Annotated in this window: 17 protein-coding genes; 14 read left to right on the forward strand and 3 right to left on the reverse strand. The window is 38.0% G+C overall.

Annotation, left to right across the window (positions count from 1 at the left end; all coding sequences use genetic code 11):
* Positions 1 to 60: 60 nt before the first annotated feature.
* From OQX61_RS20525 to mgtE, 3 genes are read left to right on the forward strand one after another with little or no spacing between them, the layout of a single operon-like run.
* On the forward strand, positions 61 to 624 hold the full coding sequence (locus tag OQX61_RS20525) for a WbqC family protein (RefSeq protein WP_322973629.1): 564 nt from the start codon (positions 61 to 63) through the stop codon (positions 622 to 624).
* A 2-nt stretch (positions 625 to 626) separates the two neighbouring features.
* On the forward strand, positions 627 to 1,745 hold the full coding sequence (corA, locus tag OQX61_RS20530; RefSeq protein WP_265843687.1) for a magnesium/cobalt transporter CorA: 1,119 nt from the start codon (positions 627 to 629) through the stop codon (positions 1,743 to 1,745).
* Between the two features lie 27 nt (positions 1,746 to 1,772).
* Entirely contained in the window at positions 1,773 to 3,122 is a 1,350-nt protein-coding gene (gene mgtE, locus OQX61_RS20535) for a magnesium transporter (RefSeq protein WP_265843688.1), read from the forward strand.
* 75 nt (positions 3,123 to 3,197) lie between these two features.
* On the opposite strand, the gene OQX61_RS20540 is transcribed toward mgtE, so the two are convergent.
* From OQX61_RS20540 to OQX61_RS20550, 3 genes are read right to left on the reverse strand one after another with little or no spacing between them, the layout of a single operon-like run.
* The gene (locus tag OQX61_RS20540; RefSeq protein ID WP_265843880.1) at positions 3,198 to 4,559 is read right to left on the reverse strand and encodes an MATE family efflux transporter; all 1,362 of its coding nucleotides are present in this window, start codon (positions 4,557 to 4,559) and stop codon (positions 3,198 to 3,200) included.
* A gap of 45 nt (positions 4,560 to 4,604) precedes the next feature.
* Complete coding sequence (locus OQX61_RS20545; RefSeq protein ID WP_265843689.1) at positions 4,605 to 5,249, reverse strand: ATP-binding protein; 645 nt, start codon at positions 5,247 to 5,249, stop codon at positions 4,605 to 4,607.
* A gap of 23 nt (positions 5,250 to 5,272) precedes the next feature.
* Positions 5,273 to 5,758 carry a DUF4442 domain-containing protein gene (locus OQX61_RS20550; RefSeq protein WP_265843690.1) on the reverse strand — a complete coding sequence of 162 codons (486 nt, stop codon included), beginning with the start codon at positions 5,756 to 5,758 and terminating at the stop codon, positions 5,273 to 5,275.
* Between the two features lie 82 nt (positions 5,759 to 5,840).
* Here OQX61_RS20550 and OQX61_RS20555 point away from each other — a divergent pair, with 82 nt between their 5' ends.
* The 11 genes from OQX61_RS20555 to OQX61_RS20605 all read left to right on the forward strand — a co-directional run bounded on the left by OQX61_RS20555 (position 5,841) and on the right by OQX61_RS20605 (position 20,563).
* A complete protein-coding gene (locus OQX61_RS20555; RefSeq protein ID WP_265843691.1) occupies positions 5,841 to 6,149 on the forward strand; it encodes a phosphoribosylpyrophosphate synthetase in 309 nt (102 codons plus the stop codon).
* Between the two features lie 106 nt (positions 6,150 to 6,255).
* The gene (gene hemF / locus OQX61_RS20560; protein WP_265843692.1) at positions 6,256 to 7,152 is read left to right on the forward strand and encodes an oxygen-dependent coproporphyrinogen oxidase; all 897 of its coding nucleotides are present in this window, start codon (positions 6,256 to 6,258) and stop codon (positions 7,150 to 7,152) included.
* 131 nt (positions 7,153 to 7,283) lie between these two features.
* Positions 7,284 to 9,890 carry a DNA gyrase subunit A gene (gene gyrA, locus OQX61_RS20565; protein ID WP_265843693.1) on the forward strand — a complete coding sequence of 869 codons (2,607 nt, stop codon included), beginning with the start codon at positions 7,284 to 7,286 and terminating at the stop codon, positions 9,888 to 9,890.
* Positions 9,891 to 9,914: 24 nt separating this feature from the next.
* Complete coding sequence (locus tag OQX61_RS20570; protein ID WP_265843694.1) at positions 9,915 to 11,000, forward strand: tetratricopeptide repeat protein; 1,086 nt, start codon at positions 9,915 to 9,917, stop codon at positions 10,998 to 11,000.
* A gap of 88 nt (positions 11,001 to 11,088) precedes the next feature.
* Entirely contained in the window at positions 11,089 to 12,237 is a 1,149-nt protein-coding gene (locus OQX61_RS20575) for a hypothetical protein (RefSeq protein WP_265843695.1), read from the forward strand.
* A gap of 591 nt (positions 12,238 to 12,828) precedes the next feature.
* Positions 12,829 to 14,991, forward strand: coding sequence for an FUSC family membrane protein (locus OQX61_RS20580; RefSeq protein WP_265843696.1), 2,163 nt, complete (start codon positions 12,829 to 12,831; stop codon positions 14,989 to 14,991).
* A 52-nt stretch (positions 14,992 to 15,043) separates the two neighbouring features.
* Positions 15,044 to 15,454, forward strand: a complete 411-nt coding sequence (locus OQX61_RS20585; RefSeq protein WP_265843697.1) for an organic hydroperoxide resistance protein — start codon at positions 15,044 to 15,046, stop codon at positions 15,452 to 15,454.
* A 398-nt stretch (positions 15,455 to 15,852) separates the two neighbouring features.
* Positions 15,853 to 16,794 (forward strand): sulfite exporter TauE/SafE family protein, encoded by a 942-nt coding sequence (locus OQX61_RS20590; protein WP_265843698.1) that lies wholly within the window; start codon positions 15,853 to 15,855, stop codon positions 16,792 to 16,794.
* Positions 16,795 to 16,965: 171 nt separating this feature from the next.
* Positions 16,966 to 18,360: a HAMP domain-containing sensor histidine kinase gene (locus tag OQX61_RS20595; protein WP_265843699.1), complete on the forward strand. Its 1,395-nt coding sequence runs from the start codon at positions 16,966 to 16,968 to the stop codon at positions 18,358 to 18,360.
* 11 nt (positions 18,361 to 18,371) lie between these two features.
* A complete protein-coding gene (locus OQX61_RS20600) occupies positions 18,372 to 19,457 on the forward strand; it encodes a histidine kinase (protein WP_265843700.1) in 1,086 nt (361 codons plus the stop codon).
* Between the two features lie 2 nt (positions 19,458 to 19,459).
* Positions 19,460 to 20,563: a histidine kinase gene (locus OQX61_RS20605; RefSeq protein ID WP_265843701.1), complete on the forward strand. Its 1,104-nt coding sequence runs from the start codon at positions 19,460 to 19,462 to the stop codon at positions 20,561 to 20,563.
* Positions 20,564 to 20,604 lie beyond the last annotated feature (41 nt).

The raw sequence follows: 20,604 nt of genomic DNA on the forward strand, positions 1-20,604 counted from the left end.
GCAAACATAAAATAACAGATGCAAAGTTTAGCTATATTCCCCCTTTTTTATCTTCCGCCAGTGAGTTATTTCAAAGAATTGAAACGTTTTGGAAACGAGTTTTTGATGGAAAAAGAGGAGCATTTCCCAAAACAGACTTTCAGAAACCGGGCTACAATTTACTCACCTAATGGTAGTTTAGACCTGATCGTACCGGTGATCCGTGGCAAGCAGTTGCACACCAAAATGAAGGATGTTAAAATCAGCAATGATTTTAACTGGCAGCGCTTACATTGGAAGAGTTTAGAAAGTTGTTACAGAAATTCCGCTTATTTTGAATATTATGAGGATGAATTCGCCAGATTTTATCACCAGAAGTTCGATTCTCTTTTTGATTATAACCAGGAGATCATGGACTGGTTGTTCAAACAACTGAAGATAACCGCAAAATTTGAACTGACTGAGGAATACGGGAGTGAGGTGCCAGTAGAGCTTGATTTCCGTACAGGTCCGGCATTTAAAAAGCCTGAAGGTGATTTTAAACCTTATTTCCAGGTCTTTGACGACAGGGAAGGATTTAAGCCAAACTTAAGTATTGTGGACTTGTTGTTTAACCAGGGGCCACAATCGAAATCCTATTTTTAAATATGGCTAAATCAGCAAAGCACAAGAAGAAACGCCAGCACATCGCGCTACCTCATGCCGGATCTAGTCCGGGGATGGTTTATATTGATCCAAAGGCATTAAAACCGGTCATCAACCTTTACCGTTACAATGCGGAAAGTTATGAGGTCAGGGAACTAAATGACATCAGTAATCTAAAATCCCTGTTACAGGATAAAACGCATACGTTTTGGGTAGAAATTAAAGGCTTTAATTCTTTGGCTTTGTTTGAAACTTTAAGCAGGGATTTCGATGTGAATAAACTGATTCTCGAAGACATTACCAGAACTTATCAACGTCCAAAACAGGAAGAATACAACAATTACGTTTATGCAGTAAGTAGAATGCTGCAATTGGATGAAAACCAAAACCTGGAGAATCAGCAGTATTCATTCCTGCTGACTGATAATGCTTTGTTTACTTTTCAGGAAAATTATGACGATTGCCTGGATCCGGTGCGCTCGCGACTGAAAATAGGGAAGGGCAATATCCGCCTTGGTGGGAGCAGTTATCTGATGTATGCCCTGATGGACATTATTATCGATACTTATTTTGAGATTCTGAGTGCCTGGGGTGATGAACTGGATAATATTGAAGACCGCTTATTTGATAAACCGGATAAGTCGGTCATGTTTGATACACAATTGATCAAAAGAAATCTGATCAATATCAGAAGGGTGGCCTGGCCGGAACGTGATAAACTAAATGATATTCTTCGCAGCGATACTCATTTGATTTCGGATCAAACGAAAATGTATATCCGCGATGCGTATGACCATTGTATTCAGATTATTGATATTGTGGAGTCTCTGAAAGAGATATCTGCTAGTAATATAGACATGTATTTGTCCATTATCAGCAACCGGATGAATGAAATTATGAAGGTGCTGACCATCATTTCTTCTATTTTTATTCCTTTAACTTTCATTGCCGGAATTTACGGAATGAACTTCGCAAATATAGATCCGATTACGGGTAAAGTGCTGCCACAGAACATGCCAGAACTTTATCAGGCAAACGGTTATGTGTATACGATGGTGGTTATGGCTGCTATTGCAGTGCTACAGGTCATATATTTCTGGCGCAAGGGATGGTTTAAATAACGGTGATTATTGTAACTTTGGCAATAGATGCAATCCTTCGACCTGGACAAAACAGACGTTTCTAAACTTAAAAACGCCTTAAATAGTGATGATGAACAACTTAAAGTTATTCTATCGGAGTATCATGCCTCAGAAATAGCCATTCTTTTCGAAAGTATCACTAAAGAAGACCAGGAACGGATCATTAATCTTTTGCCAGTAGAGATTGCTTCGGAAGTCATCTCCGAGATGCATGAAGAATCTCATCCAGAGGAATTATTGCTGCAACTACATCCGGACAAAAGAACCGAAATCGTAGAGGAGCTGGATTATGATGATGCTACAGACATTATTTCCCAGCTGGAAGAGCATGAACAAAAGGAAATCCTCGAAGATTTAAGTGAGGATGACGCTTCCAGTATCCGGAATTTATTGAGTTATGATGAAAAGACGGCCGGTGGTTTAATGAACACCGAGTTTATCCGCGTAAATCTTAACCTCACTAAAAAAGATGCTATTGACGAAATTATCCGTCAGAGTGAAGAGATCGAAGAATTCTATACCATTTTTGTGATTGATGATGACAACGTTTTTCAGGGGATCGTTTCTTTGAAAGATATCATTAAAGCAAAAGGGAATGTACATATCACAGAACTAGTTAAAGCTGAAGTGGCCTGGGTAACGCCTGATACGGATCAGGAGGAGGTTGCCCGGTTAATTTCTCAATATAATATTACCAGTATTCCTGTTGTCGACAATGATATGAAGTTGTTGGGCAGGGTTACTTTCGATGACGTTATCGACGTTTTGGAAGATGAAAACACAGAAGATATCCTGAAAATTTCAGGGGTTTCTGAAGATGAGGAACTAAGTGGTAACTGGGTGGAAGCGGTAAAATCCCGTTTACCATGGTTGATTTTAAACCTGGGAACCGCATTTTTGGCTTCGGCTGTAGTCAGGCATTTTGGTTCTACTATTGAAAAAATCGCCGTCCTTTCTGCTTACATGACTATCATTGCCGGGATGGGTGGAAATGCGGCAACGCAGGCCCTGGCCGTTACGGTAAGAAGGATTTCCTTATATGACCTGACCGATAATCAAGCTTACCGTACCGTACTTAAAGAGTTTACCGTAGGTTTAATCAATGGTGCCGTTACTGGTTTGATCGTGTTTATGTTCGCTATATTTTTTGACAGCAACCCGCTATTGGGTGTGGTTATATTTTTAGCTATGACGGGTAACCTATTGATCGCCGGGGTTACTGGTGCCGGTATTCCCTTAATTCTAAAAAGGGTAGGGATTGACCCGGCTATCGCATCATCCATTATCATTACCACATTTACAGATGTTTTCGGATTTTTATTGCTATTAGGATTGGCCAGCAAACTTTTACTATAAACTGGTTTTTCTCAACACATAAAAAAGCCCTGTTAATTTACGAGAATTAACAGGGCTTTTCATGTACAGGGTTTGTTATACTGATTTAGCTAACAGTCTGGTTTTATTCTGGAACCTAAAGAATAATAATACGGAGGCAGTTAGCAGACCAAATGTTAAGCCGTACCATATTCCATTTACGCCTAAATCTAATTGAATGCCCAGGTAATATCCCAATGGAATACCAATTACCCAATAAGCGATAAAGGTGATGAATGTTGGAATATTTACATCGCCAATCCCCCTTAAAACACCTAATCCAACCACTTGAGTACCATCAAACAGCTGGAAAAATCCGGCAATGATCAACAGCTGAGCTGCGATATTAATCACCGCTGAGTCCTCTGTATAGATATATGGAAGTAAGTTGTTTGCCGCAATAAACAGAATTGCGGTAATGCTCATGAATAAAATGATGACATGGTAACTTGCAATTGCGGATTGTCTAAGGTCAAGGAAGTTTTTCTTTCCAAAGTTGTTTCCGGTTTTAATGGTTGCGGCAGAAGCAATCCCACTGCCCATCATATAGGTTACAGCGGCTAGATTCATGGCAACCTGATGAGCTGCTTGTTCTACAGCACCAATCGTCCCGATTAGAATGGCTGCACCGCTAAAAGCACTGATCTCAAAGGAATATTGTAAAGCTACAGGGGCGCCAATCCTGATGATTTTTTTTGCCCTTACTTTATCAAAGAAGCTGATTTTAAAGCTTTTGATGTATTCTTTAAAATATTTAGACTTCAACACATAAATAGACATCACAATAGCCATCAGCGTACGATCTACCAGGGTGCTTATACCTACACCTTTTACACCCATAGGGGTAATTCCAAACATCCCTTTTACCAGGATAATTCCTAGAATAATGTTGAGCAGGTTTCCCCAGATAGACACAAACATGGCTTGTTTAGTAAATCCAAGGCCTTCTGCAAATTGCTTAAAGGTTTGGAAAATCATCAGGGGAATGATGGAAATCGCGAGATAGCCTAAATAAGGTTTTGCATAAGCAACCACTTCCGGCGATTGTCCGAGATGATCGATAACCAGTAAGGTTCCGAGATGAACAAAACCATATAGTAAAATAGAGGTGATGATGTTAATGATTAAACTGTTGGATAGTAATTTCCCACATTCTTCGTAGTTCTTACGACCGTTTTCCTGTGCCATTAATGGGGTCAGTCCATAAGAAATCCCCATTCCTATAACGAGAATGAGCATAAAAAGACTGTTTACCAGCGAAACTGCTGCCAGCTGAATGGTGCCGGCAAAATGCCCTACAATTACACTGTCGGCTAAATGAACCAGGGTATGTCCCAATTGAGACACCACAATCGGCATCGCCAACCGCAGGTTATCGGAGTAATAAGGTTTATATTTTGAATAAAGTGTTTGTAGCATTGCTACAAAAGTCGGCATTTCTTCCCTCATTATTTGAGGTTGAAATTATTTATCCTGAAGTTGTTGTGGAATTGTTGTAAAATATTCCTCCATTTCCGAACTATGGGGCTGAATGGCACCACAAAGGATTTGCGCTACGAGTATTTTCTGTGCTTTTTTAAAGGACGTTTTAAGGAGCTTACTGTATTGCTTTAAAGTGATGCGTCCTTCCTGTGTTAAGTAATCGAATAACAATTTTTCCTCTTTTCCAGGAGGGATTTGCGGGACTTGTATTTCCGTACTTTTTTTAATGACATCTACCAGAATTTTACTGGCCAACAGACTTTTGTCCTGAATTCTGAAATATACCCACCATTTTTTGTTTTCGTCCAATGCATAATGGGGTTTCGTTTCACTAGGCTTAATATTGACGACGAGGACGATTTTGTCCTCAATATGCACCTCTTCAAAACTTAAATCAATGGAAGGTCTGCAAAATTCCTGTGCAGATCTGAGGAGCATATATCTTTCTTCGTCCTCAGATTTTACGCCTTTAATCGTGCCATCATCGGCTACGCCAATGAGTAATTGTCCGCCTTTATGGTTAGCAAAGGCAACGATACTACGGGCAATTTTTTCATAGTTGTTTATGGTTCTCTTGAAATCAAGGGTAGTCCCTTCGCCTTGTTGGATGAGTTTCCTGATGTTCATAATTTAAATAGGCAATACGTATTTTAATAGGCAATACGGGATTTTTCACCCAAATGTAAGTTTCGTACATAAATTTCATTCATTACCGTCGCACATAATTCTCCGGCAGAATTGGTGATTTCCATCGGATAAGCTTTTACAAATTTGCCTGTTGTATTCATCGCTTCTATGGCTTCATTGAGCATGTCGTCTGTTACTGTGATGGTAAAAAACAAGTCTCCATGCCCCGGTTTAAGGTATTGTATCGAGGCACTTTTTAACCATACCCGCACCTTAAAGCCTTCCCGTTTCAGGAGCTGATCAAACAATAAGGCGTAGAAAGGGTCTGTTGCCGCGTAGATCGTTCCTCCGAAAATAGAGCCGTTGTAATTCTTATTGAAAAGACTCCTGTTGATTTTTACATCTACACCGCGAAAACCTTTATGAAATCTTTTTACCCATATCCGCTGGAATAATAGTGGTGGATACAAACAAAGTCCCCATTTAAGCGTTTTTTCTGATACTACCATGATGCTTAAATATCTGAAAGTTTATTGAACTATGAAATTTAAAAAGGTCCATACTACAATTATTTTTTATTAAATTAGAGCTATGTATATTTATGACACCCTTACCGATGCTGTTGCTGACCTCGAGAAGAGAGGTTATGAGTATGATTTCATTCTGGCACCAGACTGTATAGAATGTAAGGCAATTGATTTGCAATTGATGCCTGAAGAATTCGAAATCGATGAATTTTACCGTTTTGAAGGGATGACTGATCCCGGAGACAGTGCGGTAATCTATGCGATTTCATCCCCCGTGGGAAACCTTAAAGGCGTATTAATTGATGCCTATGGGGTATATGCAGAAAATGTCTCTCCGGAACTTTTAGATAAGCTGAAAATGCACCACGATTAATGGTTCTGCTGGTTTTAGGGGCATAATGTCAAAAAAATGTACTATCTCAACTTTAGCTGCAAAGGGGCTTTTTTTAAAGTTAACTTTGAGGATAAGTTTAAGAGAAATGGTATTTAAAGATAAAGTAGTCGCAGCTTTCCAGAAAATTCAGGACTCCATTTGCCAGGGTTTAGAACAAACTGATGGTAAAGGAAAATTTGAAGAAGAATTATGGAGCCGTGAAGGTGGCGGTGGCGGCAGAACACGAATTCTGCAAAACGGAAATGTAATCGAAAAAGGGGGCGTAAACTTCTCCGCAGTACACGGCAAACTGCCGGATGCGATCAAGAAGTCTTTTAAGCTGGAGAGCGATGATTTCTTTGCAACCGGTGTTTCTATTGTGATGCACCCTAATAATCCCTTCGTGCCTATTATACACATGAATATCCGTTATTTTGAGATGGATGATCAGACCAGGTGGTTTGGCGGTGGGATAGACCTGACGCCGCATTATGTGATTGATACGGATGCGCGTTTTTTCCATCACTTGCTGAAACAGACCTGTGATAAATTTGATGCGTCTTTTTATCCTAAATTTAAAGCGCATGCTGATGATTATTTCTTCATCAGGCACCGGGAAGAAACCCGTGGAGTTGGCGGTATTTTTTACGACAAGCTAAAGCCTGAAAACACCGGATTGGATTTTGACCGCTTGCTGGATTTCTCAGCAGCAGTTGGAAATACCTTTCTTCCAGCCTACACAGAGCTCATCGACAGAAACCGGGATACTGATTTTAATACCGAAGAACAGGAATGGCAATACTTAAGAAGATCCCGTTACGCGGAGTTTAATCTGGTGTATGATGCAGGGACTAAATTCGGCCTGGAAACCAATGGGAGGATCGAATCTATCCTAATGAGCTTACCGCCAATGGCCAAATGGGTATATAATTATCAGGCAATACCGGATAGCGCGGAAGCGGATACCTTGAGTAAGCTAAAAAAAGGCATTGAGTGGGCTTAGCCGCCCTTTTTAGTCCTAAAATATATACGATAAATTTTTTCCACAATGCGCCTTTATGGCGCATTTTTTATTAAATTCGCAAGGTTATAAGAATACCACGTTTAAATCGTTCTTAGGGAACATTACTATTTATGGCAGAAGATTTAGAAAATCAAGAAAACGACAAAATAATAAAAATCAATATTGACGAGCAGATGAAATCCGCTTACATCGATTATTCGATGTCGGTTATTGTATCAAGGGCTTTACCTGATGTTCGTGATGGATTAAAACCAGTTCACCGCCGTGTTTTATACGGTATGTTGGATCTGGGACTTGCAAACAACAAACCTTATAAAAAATCTGCCCGTATTGTTGGGGAGGTGTTAGGTAAGTATCACCCACATGGTGATTCTTCTGTTTACAACACCATGGTTAGGATGGCTCAGGAATGGAGCTTAAGGTACCTAATGGTGGAAGGTCAGGGTAACTTTGGATCTATTGATGGTGACTCTCCGGCAGCAATGCGTTATACGGAAGCACGTTTCCAGAAGATCGCAGAAGATATGCTTGCTGATATCAACAAAGATACGGTAGATTTCCAGTTTAACTTTGATGATTCCCTGCAGGAACCAACGGTTCTTCCAGCTAAAGTTCCAAACTTACTAATCAATGGTTCTTCCGGTATTGCGGTTGGTATGGCGACTAATATGCCGCCACACAACATTACTGAGGTCATCAATGGAACCATTGCCTATATCGAAAATAATGAAATCACTATACCTGAGTTAATGAAGCATATAAAGGCCCCTGATTTTCCTACAGGAGCAATTATTTACGGATACACAGGTGTTCAGGAAGCGTTCGAAACTGGTAGAGGCCGTATTGTAATGCGCGCTAAAGCGGAGATCGAAACGAATAAAGATCGTGAAACGATTATTGTTACAGAAATCCCTTATCAGGTAAATAAAGCGATGATGATTGAGCGTACCGCTGAACTGGTAGGTGAGAAAAAAATCGAAGGTATTTCAAACATTAAAGATGAATCTAACAAGGATGGTATCCGTATCGTTTATGAAATTAAACGTGATGCGAATGCTGCAATTGTTTTAAATAACTTATTCAAACAGACTGCTTTACAGACTTCATTTAGTGTAAACAATATTGCGCTTGTGAATGGCAGACCGCAGATGTTGAACGTGAAAGATCTGATTCGTCATTTTGTTGACCACAGACATAATGTGGTGGTTAGAAGAACGAAATTTGAATTGGCAGAAGCTAAGAAAAGAGCGCATATTCTGGAAGGTTTATTAATTGCTTTAGATCATATTGAAGAAGTAATTAAATTAATTCGTGGTTCTGACACTCCTGAAGAAGCGAGACTTGGGTTAATGGAAAAATTTGGTTTGAGTGATATTCAAGCCAGAGCAATTCTTGACATGACCTTACGTAGGTTAACAGGTCTGGAACGCGATAAAATCAAAGAAGAATTCGATGAATTAATGAAAACTATTGACTACTTACAATCTATTCTGGATTCAGAAGATTTACGTATGCAAATCATTAAGGATGAGTTGACTGAAATGATGGAAAAATACGGTGATGAGCGTAGAACTCAGATCGTACATTCTGCGGAAGACATGAGCATGGAAGATTTCATCGAAGATGAAGACGTAGTGATCACGATTTCACATGAAGGTTATATCAAACGTACCCCTGCAACTGAATACCGTACTCAAGGTAGAGGTGGTAAAGGTTCTAAAGGTAGTGATTCAAGAAATGAAGATTTCATTGAGCATTTATTGGTGGCTTCAAACCACAATTATATGTTGTTCTTTACTGAATCAGGACGTTGTTTCTGGTTAAGAGTTTATGAAATTCCTGAGGGATCGAGACTAAGTAAAGGTAGAGCGATTCAGAACATCATCAATATTCCTAAAGAGGAAAAAATTAAAGCATACATCAAGGTAAAGAATTTGAAGGACCAGGAGTATCTGGAAAACAATTACATTATCATGTGTACTAAAAAAGGAACGATTAAGAAAACCTCTTTAGAAGCTTATTCAAGACCACGTGTAAATGGTATCAATGCGATTAACATTAATGAAGGTGATCAACTTTTAGAAGCAAGTTTAACTACAGGAAAAAGCGAAATTGTAATGGCTTTACGTTCTGGAAGAGCAATTCGTTTCAACGAGGAGAAAGTTAGACCAATGGGTAGAACTGCAACCGGAGTAAGAGGGGTGACACTTGCACATGACCAGGATGAGGTTGTTGGCATGATTGCTGTGGATGATCCGGGTGTAACTATTTTGGTAGTTTCTGAAAAAGGTTACGGTAAACGTACTGATATCGAAGATTACCGCGTTACTAACAGAGGTGGTAAAGGTGTTAAAACCATTAGTGTAACGGAAAAAACCGGTGCATTGGTAGCCATTAAAAACGTAACTGATGCGGATGATTTAATGATCATTAACAAATCAGGTATTGTGATCAGAATCGTTGTCAGCGAACTTAGGGTAATGGGAAGAGCAACTCAGGGTGTGCGTCTGATCAACCTTAAAGGAAATGATGAAATTGCTTCAGTTGCTAAAATTGAACATGAAGACGAGGAAATCGAAGAAGAAGAAGGTGTAGAAGGTGCTGTTGTGGTAAATGACGCAATCGTTACTGAAGACGCTGCAGATTCAGATGAAATCATCGAAGCCGAAGAAGAAGAGGCTGAAGATGAAGACAGTGAAGAAGAAGAAGAAAATTAAATTTTTGACCCATAAATTAACAAGATGAAAAAAGTACTTTTTAGTATGTTACTTGTAGGTGCTGCCACCTGTGCAAATGCACAAAAAAGTGAAGTAAATGAAGCTAAAAAAATCTGGGGAATGTTATTAATTCCTAAGACTGAAACCTTAGCGGAAAGCTTGAAAACACTTAGTGGAGGTTTAGCTCATACTGATGCCGCAATTGTTCATGAGAAATCTAAAGCAATGCCTGAAGCATGGTCTTACAGAGCTTTATTTGCATCTAGAATTGCATTAGTGGATTCATTAGATCTTAACAATGCTAAGGCTAACCAGAAGATTGCCGAAGAAGCTATCGTACAAGCAAAAGCTTTAGATACTAAAGGTGCCGAGAAAGACAATATCCAGCAAGCAGAAATCAATGTAGATAATGCCATGAGAAATCGTGCTATTTTTGCCTACAACAAAAAAGATTTTGCTGCTGCATTAGCTGCTTTCAATGAGGTAACGGCTAAAAATCCAACGGATACTTCTATGTATGTAAACGCAGGTGTTACTGCGAAAGCAATAGAAAACTATCCTGAGGTGGTTAAGAATTTCAAGAAAGCAATTGATTTAGGTTATAAGGATTCAAAAGTACTTTACTCTGAAATTGTAAATGTTACTTTCGACAAGTTAAAAGACACAGTAGCTGGTTTAGCTTTATTAAAAGAAGCGGGTACTAAATTCCCTGATGATTCTTATTTCATCGGTCTCGAAACGGATCTTTATATCAAATCTGGTGATATCGCTAAATCTCAGGAGATGTTGAATAAATTAATTGCTAAAGATCCTAAAAATGCAATCTATCATTATTTATTAGGAGACACTTACTACAAACAAGCTTTAGCATTACAAACGGAAAGAAATAAAATCGATCCTAAGAAAACTAAAGAGTTTAATGCGGTTAGTGCTAAGATGATTGCCTTTATTGATCAGTCAACTCCTCACTACAAAGCTGCTTTAGAATTAGATCCTAAAAATGAAAATGCTTTAGAGAACCTAAAAATCATTTATTTATTTAAAGATGATAAGGTGAACTATGAGGCAACCAAGAAAAAACTGGATGCTTTAAAAGCAACACAACCTTAATCGGTAAATAATAATTCTAAGTAAAAAGGAGGGGTAATTTTTATCCCTCCTTTTTTTTTATAAGTTTGTAGTTAGAACACACCCTGGTATGAAAAAGATCTATTTATTTAATGCTGCTATCCTTGTTTTATTGAGTGCTAACCATGCTTTTTCGCAAAAAAGCCAACTGCAAATTGCGAGAAATAGTGTTGGAAAACTTCAAATGGCCATTGCCGGCAAACAGGATGAGAAAAAACAGCTGAGTATACTAGGAGAGGGGATCAAGGCCGCTGAAGCCGCTCAGAGTGACAAAAAGACAAAAAAATGGCCGGAAACCTGGGCAATCAAAGCTTATTTAAGTGCTTACGTTTCTATTATCGATACCGACGTCAGCAATTCTGATCGCTATTACACCTTAGCGGTTGAAGCGATTGATTCTGCAAAAAGATTGGATAAATTCCAGGCAAATACGCAGTTAATCTCGGCCGCAGTATATAATGTGAACATAAAAAAACAGGATAAAGGAAATTCTGCTTTTGCCAGCAATGATTTTAGTACGGCTTTTGAACTGTTAAAAGAAGTAAGTGATTTTTTTCCAAAAGACACAACACTAGCGATTAATACCGCTTTAGCTGCACAGAATTTACAATCCTTAGATAAGGCGTTGGTGTATTATAAACGGGCTAAAGATAATGGAATTAAAAATCCTGTCGTATATCAAAAGCTCAGCGGAATTTATTCTTCTAAATTTGAACATGAACAGGCCTTGAAATCGTTGGAGGATGGCTTGAAAATGAATCCTTATAATGTATACCTGACCAATGATTATATCAATTTATTATTGGATACTGAAAAGTACGAGGACGCGATCCGTGTGATAGAATCTACTTTAAAGACAGAAAGTAAAAACAAGTTGTTGTATTTTCTTTACGGATACCTGCAGCAGAATAAAACAAACAACAGCACAGCGATTTTAGCATACAATAAAGCACTGAGCATTGATGAGAATTATTTTGATGCGCTTCATCAACTAGGAATTGCTTATATAAATGCAGCTAATGAATCGCTTAAGCTAAAAAAAGCTGATAACGTACCGTCATTTTCATCTTACATCAACCGTGCAGAAATTGCTTTGTTGCAAGCTCATGAAATCAATCAGAACGACAAATCTACAGTTCAATTACTGATTGATATTTATACCAGAAAAAACAGGCTGGACAAAGTTCAGGAGCTGAAGGGGAAACTGGAAGAGTTTTAAATAGCATCCACAAACATTACTGATATCATTAAATAGCTTACCGAGTAGGCTATTGTATAATACTACTTAACATAATATTAATTATAGGACTAGTATTAAAACAAGGTTTTGGGAAGTGTTTTGGCTTTAATCTTACAATCAGGTTGTTTGTGATTGAAGGCTGTAATGGCTCTTAAGTTAAACCATACAATGTTAAAACAACTTATTATTAGCCAGAATTGGCTGGATTAATACAATTATTCTATAATAATTATCAGTGATAATAGAATCACCATTCCGCTGATTTAAAGCACCTTAAGCCTGAGTCAACCTATACTACACAGGTTAAATCTGCCTCGATCCTGACTCAGATTCAATAAATGCTTGTTTTTTTTAGCACCAGCAGACTATTATTGACCTTTTTGGAGTAAGAAAATTCTTTTAATAATCTAAAATAGAGAAAAACGTTCACATTTCTTGCAGTAAGATTATCAGAATAAAATTATTATTAGATCTGAGGCAATAAATCTTAATACTATGGTATGATTTTGTTATTTTGCATAAAGCAGTTGTTAATGGCACAATTGATGATTGTAAATCTATTTTTATGCTATGTTCAATCGTCCAGTCAGAAGTATCCAGGATTTTTTATTAAGCACATATTTTGCTGATGGCCTCCGGATTACTTTCGGTGTCCTCTGCCCTTCTCTTATTCTAGCTCAATTTGGCTTGCTTCAGTACGGAATGACCTTATCCTTAGGCGCTTTGTGTGTCAGTGTAGTTGATTCTCCCGGCCCGATTGTACACCGCAGAAATGCCATGTTGATCACTACCGGTTTGATAACAATCATTTCAATTGTAGTGGGTTTAACCAATAGCAACGTCTATTTCATTGGTACTCTGCTTTTTGTCTGTTGTTTCATTTTCTCGATGCTTTTTCTTTATGGCTTAAGGTCTGCTGCCATTGGTACTGCCGCCCTACTCATTATGGTATTAAGCATCGATGATGTCAGGCCATGGAAAGAGGTATTGGTGTTTGCATTACTCATATTTATAGGTAGTATTTGGTACACTCTGCTGAGCTATTTTGTCTACAGAATAAGGCCATTTCGCCTGGTTCAACAAACTTTAAGTGATTCTATTCATGAAATTTCTGAGTTTTTAAGGGCTAAAGCGAGATTTTATCATCAAAATACTGATTATGATGAGAACTATGCAAAGCTACTTCAGTTACAGGTTCTTGTTCATGAAAAACAGGATGCAGTTCGTGAAGTCTTGTTTAAAACGAGGGAAATTATTAGGGAATCAACCCCGGAAGGACGTTTTCTTTTGCTGGTATTTGTCGACATGGTGGACCTTTTTGAACAGGTGATGTCTACTTATTATAATTATGAACATCTTCATGATCAATTTGACGAGTCGGGTATTTTAGCACACTATGAATCTGTTATTATAAAGATTGCTGATGAGCTGGATGAAATTGCATTTTCCTTAAAAAGTGGTGGCGTTCCTAAGTTTCCAACTTCTTTAATTGAAGATGTAGAGACGCTGAGGAATGAAATCACAGCACTCGAAAACAACAATACGGATGGTAAATACAACACTTTAGGAATTATTGCCCTTAAAAATATTGAAGTAAATATTGAGAATATACTCTCCAGAGTAAAAACGGTTAATGGTTATTTTAATAAAAAAGAAAAGAAGAACCTGAAACCCAGAGAAATTGATGTCGAGCGTTTTATCACCAGACAACCTATTGATTTAAAATTGTTATTTGAAAACTTAACTTTTACCTCCTCTACTTTCAGGCACTCTTTGCGCGTGGCAATTGTGATGTTGATTGGATTTGTGGTTGCCAGACTGTTGAATTTCTCCCATAGCTACTGGATTTTACTGACCATCCTGGTGATTTCCAAACCCGGTTTCAGCCTCACAAAAAAACGAAACTATGAGCGTTTAATTGGTACAGTTATCGGCGCATTTATCGGAATGGGAATATTGGTCTATGTCCATGATAAACACACTTTATTTATCATTCTCCTTTTCTGTATGATTGGCTGTTATAGCTTTCAGCGTAAAAATTATGTGGTGAGCGTATTATTTATGACCCCCTATATTCTCGTGCTTTTTGATTTCCTCGGTATGGGAGGATTGTCTGTCGCTCGTGAACGTATTTATGATACACTAATTGGTTCAGGAATCGCCTTGCTGGCAAGCTATTCTTTATTCCCCAATTGGGAGCATCAAAAGCTAAAAGAAGCAATGTTGGCCACATTAAGGGCAAATATGAACTATTTTGAACAGGTTACTTTTTTATACACTGATGCCACACACAATATGACAAATTATAAGGTGGCGCGGAAAGAAGTGTATGTAACAACGGCAAATCTTGCCTCTCTCTTTCAGCGTATGTTTTCTGAACCCAAGAGTAAGCAGCTGCGCATGAAAGAGCTTCATCAATTTACGGCTTTAAATCATCTTTTATCATCCTATGTAGCAACGCTTTCTTTGTATAATAAAGAACATTCTTTTAAGATTTCGAATTATGACGACCTGAAACCTGTCGTAAATAATACCACTTACCTGATGAATTTATCTATTGAGGTATTGAATAACCACAGTACTGCCTTGAGCAATGTACCACTGATCAGGCAGCAGCTAAAAACCGAAAAACCGAGCCTGGACAGCAATGACGATATTATCCATGAGCAGTTTGACATGATCCAAAAAGTAGCGTATGATATTTTTAAGCTCTGTGAAAAAATTAAAATCTAAAACTTTCGCTGGTTTGGAACTGTTGTAGTGGTATTAAAAGTTAATTCAAATTATGGAAAAAATATATACAGCATCCGTTACGGCAAAAGGTGGCAGAGACGGACATATCAAATCAAGCGATGGAACAATAGAATTTGACTTAAGAAAGCCTAGAGAAATGGGTGGACAAGGTGGAGCAACTAACCCGGAACAATTGTTTGCAGCAGCCTGGGGCCCTTGTTATCTGGGCGCTTTAGGTGCTGTAGCAGCTCATGATGGTGTGGATGTTTCGGAAGCTACCGTAGAAGTCCATGTATCTTATAATAAAGATGATAACTCGTCCGTACTGTCGGCAGATCTGGATGTACACATTCCAGGTATCACCATAGACGAAGCGCAAAAATTAGCTGACAAAGCAAACCGTGCTTGTCCATATTCAAAAGCAACACGAGGAAATATTGAAACCCGCGTAACTGCAATTTAAATCATATTCAAAAATAAAGGGTTCTGGAATAAGTTTTCAGAACCCTTTATTTTTTAGAACTTTTTCTGATCATAAAGAAAAGCATCACAAAAATAGAACTACAGCAGTATCTTTTTTTAATCCGATTCACGCGGAATCTCTTCCCTTTTTCAGGGATTTGTAGTAGTTAAGGTCTTTTTTGGAAACCCAATCCACCTTTAGACCTGGTATTTAAACCATCTGTTTTTACAGAGATTCACACTCCGCCAAACTAAAAACATCAGGATCTTATAGAAATAATTTTGTAGAGTCAAAAAGTTATCCTACTATTGTCTACTAAATCGATAGACTTTGTTAATTAATAGAAGCTATAACAATGATAAATTTAAACAAATAACAAATTCCAACGCAGGATACTAATGAGTTTACAAGATAAAGAAATTACCTTATCCCTAAAGCAGGGTACTTCGCAAGAAAAGAAATGGAAGCGCATTGCGTATTTATGTCTATTAATTTTAGCTGCCCTGTTTATTGGCTATGCCATCGCATCCTACCTAAGTTATGAATCAGTGATCGCTTTTGGAAAAGAGGTTTACTTCCAAATGGATGAGAAATTCCTATGGATGTTAGCAGTTGGCTTTTTGGCACAAATGGTAGATGGGGCTTTAGGAATGGGCTATGGTGTCGTTTCTACCACTTTATTATTATCCGGGGGTATGAACCCCGCTGTGATTTCCGGTAGTATTCATACTGCGGAAATGTTTTCAAGTGGTGCTTCTGGTTTTAGTCACTACCGGTTTGGGAATGTCAATAAAAAGCTTTTTAAAACCCTGCTCATCCCCGGCGTATTAGGCGCGATTGCAGGGGCGATTTTATTGGGCTATGCAGGAGAAGCTTTTTCAGGATACATCCGACCAGTCATTTCTGTTTATACTTTAGCATTGGGAATAAAGATATTAACCAACGCATTTAAGGAAAAACCCAAACCTCAGAAAGTAAAACGTGCAGGTTGGCTTGCAGGTGCAGGGGGATTTCTGGATTCTTTTGGTGGTGGTGGCTGGGGGCCTTTAGTAACCTCTACCCTGATTTCAAAGGGACGTACGCCGAAGTATGTGATTGGGTCTGTCAGCTTAACTGAATTCTTTGTAACCATGGCCAGTGCGGTAACCTTTTTCTTCATCCTTGGTGTTAGTCATTGGCAATCTATTATTGGATTATTGATTGGTGGTGTAGTAGCGGCACCAATTGCAGCACGATTGGTAGGAAAGCTTCCCATTAAAAAGATGTTTATTGGGGTGGCGGTAATTGTCATACTTTCAAGTTTGAGAATTATATGGATGGCTATCGATAAAGTCGTTTAAAACAGATATTTAAAAATAAATTGCTTTTAACCTTTATAATTAAACGCAATTTATTTTATTTTGAAACCAGATTATGTATAGCATAATCTGGAATAAAAAACCCATGAGTACTTCATTTTCAAAAGATTAGCTATTTGCAAAATAAAAGAATAGATTTGTTCTATTATCAAAATGGCAAATGCTCTCTATCTATTTCTGAGGTACTTTAAAAGACCTGCTCTGGACAAAATGATCATGGAGGATGAAGTTAGTTCTACTAACCTTGTCAGGTGTATTACTATAACCGGTTTATTTGTTCCAATTACATTAATTATTCACCTGTATTTTAGGTTTGGAAACTTTAAAGTCGGTCCGGAGGAGACGACCTGGTTAAACGATCTTTTCTTTTTAAACATGCTCATGGGGCCGGTATGTCTATTTTTAAGCTTAACCGGACTCTTTTTGAAATTCACCAGGAGGGAATATTCCTTGATGAGTAAACTATTGCCTCATCTGGTTTTCTTTGTTTTTGCGATCTGTGGCGCATTGTGTGCTATCTTTGGACAGTCTTTAGACAATGCCATCATTACTTTTATGTTGGCTTGTGTACTCAATGCGGCTACCATTTTAATCCGACCATTATATGCTGCCATTTACTTTATACTGATTTATTGTTTTTTCTGTTATGGGGTAACCTTAACTCAGCCGGATCAAAACACCATTTTGTTCAATGCGATAGACGGACTTTGTGTAATTGCCGTCTCCTTTGTAATCTCCTGGGTCCTGTGGAACAATAATATGACCCGTTTTAAACAGGATCGGCTGATACAATCACAAAAGCAAATATTAGAATATCAATATGAGAAACTGACGATTGCGAATGAGGAGCTCGAAGATACAAATTCCAGCAAAGATCAGTTTTTCTCCATATTAGCACATGATCTCCGTGGCCCCCTTAATTCAGCCCTTGCCTTAACCACATTTCTGGAAGAAGGTGCATTTGAAGAAGATACTGAAGAGCGTAAGAAAACCTACAATCTCTTACAAAATAGTCTGAGTAATAGTGCTAAGCTGTTAGAGAACGTGTTGTTATGGTCTACAAATCAAGCAGGAATCCTAAATTTTAAACCCTGTACGCTGGATGTTCTGGAAACATTGAAGTCCAGCATAGACGTTTTAAAGATCGTTGCTGCCCAAAAGAATATTGAAATTATTAACAATGTACCCGGTAAAATCATGATCTCGGCTGATGTTGATATGATCCACACGGTTTTTAGAAATCTATTGTCAAATGCGATTAAGTTCACCCCTAATTTTGGAAGTGTGGAGATAAATGCGGAAATATTGGATACAGCCGTAAGGATTTCAGTGATTGATTATGGTGTTGGTATGAGCAGTAAAACGCTCAGCAATCTGTTCCGTATTGAAAAGAAAATGCCGGGTAGAGGGACCAATAATGAAACCGGAACTGGTTTGGGACTAGTGTTATGTAAAGATTTCATTGAAAAACATGAAGGAAGTATAGTTGTGGAAAGTAAGGAGAATGAAGGCAGCAAATTTATTATAACTTTACCCGGCCGAACCTAACCATTTAATTGATGACTCCCGCTTTAAAGCAACATTTCTCTCAAACTTTTGCTAATTACCGATGGCTGATCCACCTTCTGTTTTGGACACTTTTTGTAACCTTTATCTATCTGATCACAAGTAGTAACGGACTTTTTAATAATCCAAAATTCCCAAAACCATTTCCAATCCTGTCTATCAGCACATTTTGCCTGGTGATTTTTTTGCAATCTTATACTTTTCTTTTTGTTGTGATTCCTTTACATAAAAACAAGAAGATCATCTTCTGGCTGAGTTTTCCAGCGATGTTACTATGCTGTTTTTTGATCAATGCAGCGATCACGAAGCTAGTGATCAGCACGATTCCTATTATGAGTAGCAGACCAGAATTTAACTGGGACAGGATGTTCGGCAACCGCCTCCTACTGTATCTTTTCATCTCCTCAATATTCATTGCTTTTTATTATTTCATTGACATTTACGACAGGCAAAAAGAAATCCAGCGTCTTGAAGGATTTAAATCTGAGAAGATCGAGTTGGAAAGCCGTTTTTTAAAGTCGCAGGTTAACCCCCATTTCCTTTTCAATACGCTCAATAATATTTATGCACTCAGTTTAAAAAAATCTGAAAGAACCCCTGTTATTATTGAAAAATTAGAATCTTTACTTCATTATATGTTGTACGAATGTAAGGAGGATCTGGTGGAGCTGGATGATGAATTCACGTTCACCAACAGTTACATTGCGCTGGAAAAATTAAGGCATAATGAAGAGCAATGTACCATTACGACCACCATAAAAGGAATGACTTCAGGTCATAAGATCGCACCCCTATTACTGATTAATTTCCTGGAAAATGCTTTTAAGCATGGCACTAAAACCAGCTTTGGTAAATCCTGGATCAATATGGATATTGAGGTTTTAAAAAAAGAGCTTCATTTTAAACTAAAAAACAGTAAGCCGGAAGGTGCTACGCATCAGGTGTTTTCTGAATACCAGGGCGGTATAGGCTTAAAGAACGTAAAAAGACGGTTGGAAATTCTCTATCCAAAACGTCATAAATTAACGATACACAATGCTCCTGATCACTTTGAAATCTACCTAATCCTTAATTTTTAAACATGAGCAGTTTTGTACAACAAGAAATTAACGAGCGCAATCGCTGGGTTTATTTTAATAAATACCGATGGGTTGCTCATCTGGTTTATTGGGTCTGGGTATTGGTTGGTGCTACGATTATGCAGGCAAAGGGACCGATTACATTTTCATTAATTTACCATCATTTTTTTCTAACGAATTTATTGATCGCCACCTTTTTCTATCTCTATTGCTTATACTTTATCCCGTATTTTTTTAAAAGGAATAAAAATCTGCAATTCTGGCTTCTGGTCATTATCGGTTATCTGGGAATATCGGCTATTGATGTCCTTTTTGGTAAGGCCTTCATTCATCTGACTGACCCTATAGAAATAGATAAAGACCTTAGCTTCGCTCACATATATTCGACTAAGTTAACCAGTTATCTTTTAAACTTCCTGTTCTTCTCTATCATGCTCTTCTTTATGGAGAAGAATGAAGAAAACAGTACACTTTTAGAATTGGAAAAGGAAAAAAAGGAAATTGAGCAGGTAAAACTTGACCTGTTAAAAAACAACATCAATCCTGACTTCTTAATGAGGAGTTTACATCAGTTAAAAGAATCGGCTAAAATACCGGAAGAAACGACACCTGAAGCCATTCTTACCTTTTCAGATTTGTTGAGGTACCGGCTGTATAGAGGCAGACAATTATACAGCCCACTCAAGGAAGAACTTTCTGCTTTTCAATCTTTTGTCCACTTCATTAGTTTGGATCATTTACATCATCAGCTCCATATTAAACTAGCAATTCAGGGAGAAAACAATAATAAATATATTGCGCCTCTTTCTATAGTTAACCTTTTGGAACCTTTTTGTAAAATAAGACACCATCAAGCCGTTTCACTGGACATTATAGTATTGATTGAATCGGATGAACTCCATCTGGAAATGGACTACGGTGCTGGTGTAACAGCTCAACTTTTAGCAGACCTGGAAGAATACCAAAGTAATTACAGTCAACTTTACGGGGATGCAATAAAACTGAATTATGAGGACGGGGAAACTAAAGATGCTTTCTTTGTGCATTTAACCCTACCATTACTGGAGCAACAAGTGTTAGAGCAGCAGGTATTGCAAAATGTCTGATAAGTACCTGTGAATCGCTCAACTTTTAGGAAAAACAAAAG

Origin of the sequence: Pedobacter sp. PLR, assembly GCF_026239675.1 — a bacterium.
Taxonomy (GTDB): domain Bacteria; phylum Bacteroidota; class Bacteroidia; order Sphingobacteriales; family Sphingobacteriaceae; genus Pedobacter.

What these genes read in the sequence shown, in the direction of transcription:
- OQX61_RS20550 (WP_265843690.1), bottom strand. Translation starts at nt 5,758, where the DNA reads ATGGTAGTATCAGAAAAAACGCTTAAATGGGGACTTTGTTTGTATCCA.
- corA (WP_265843687.1), top strand. Translation starts at nt 627, where the DNA reads ATGGCTAAATCAGCAAAGCACAAGAAGAAACGCCAGCACATCGCGCTA.
- mgtE (WP_265843688.1), top strand. Translation starts at nt 1,773, where the DNA reads ATGCAATCCTTCGACCTGGACAAAACAGACGTTTCTAAACTTAAAAAC.
- gyrA (WP_265843693.1), top strand. Translation starts at nt 7,284, where the DNA reads ATGGCAGAAGATTTAGAAAATCAAGAAAACGACAAAATAATAAAAATC.
- OQX61_RS20575 (WP_265843695.1), top strand. Translation starts at nt 11,089, where the DNA reads ATGAAAAAGATCTATTTATTTAATGCTGCTATCCTTGTTTTATTGAGT.
- OQX61_RS20570 (WP_265843694.1), top strand. Translation starts at nt 9,915, where the DNA reads ATGAAAAAAGTACTTTTTAGTATGTTACTTGTAGGTGCTGCCACCTGT.
- OQX61_RS20600 (WP_265843700.1), top strand. Translation starts at nt 18,372, where the DNA reads ATGACTCCCGCTTTAAAGCAACATTTCTCTCAAACTTTTGCTAATTAC.
- OQX61_RS20585 (WP_265843697.1), top strand. Translation starts at nt 15,044, where the DNA reads ATGGAAAAAATATATACAGCATCCGTTACGGCAAAAGGTGGCAGAGAC.
- OQX61_RS20580 (WP_265843696.1), top strand. Translation starts at nt 12,829, where the DNA reads ATGTTCAATCGTCCAGTCAGAAGTATCCAGGATTTTTTATTAAGCACA.
- OQX61_RS20540 (WP_265843880.1), bottom strand. Translation starts at nt 4,559, where the DNA reads ATGCTACAAACACTTTATTCAAAATATAAACCTTATTACTCCGATAAC.
- hemF (WP_265843692.1), top strand. Translation starts at nt 6,256, where the DNA reads ATGGTATTTAAAGATAAAGTAGTCGCAGCTTTCCAGAAAATTCAGGAC.
- OQX61_RS20590 (WP_265843698.1), top strand. Translation starts at nt 15,853, where the DNA reads ATGAGTTTACAAGATAAAGAAATTACCTTATCCCTAAAGCAGGGTACT.
- OQX61_RS20555 (WP_265843691.1), top strand. Translation starts at nt 5,841, where the DNA reads ATGTATATTTATGACACCCTTACCGATGCTGTTGCTGACCTCGAGAAG.
- OQX61_RS20595 (WP_265843699.1), top strand. Translation starts at nt 16,966, where the DNA reads ATGGCAAATGCTCTCTATCTATTTCTGAGGTACTTTAAAAGACCTGCT.
- OQX61_RS20545 (WP_265843689.1), bottom strand. Translation starts at nt 5,249, where the DNA reads ATGAACATCAGGAAACTCATCCAACAAGGCGAAGGGACTACCCTTGAT.
- OQX61_RS20605 (WP_265843701.1), top strand. Translation starts at nt 19,460, where the DNA reads ATGAGCAGTTTTGTACAACAAGAAATTAACGAGCGCAATCGCTGGGTT.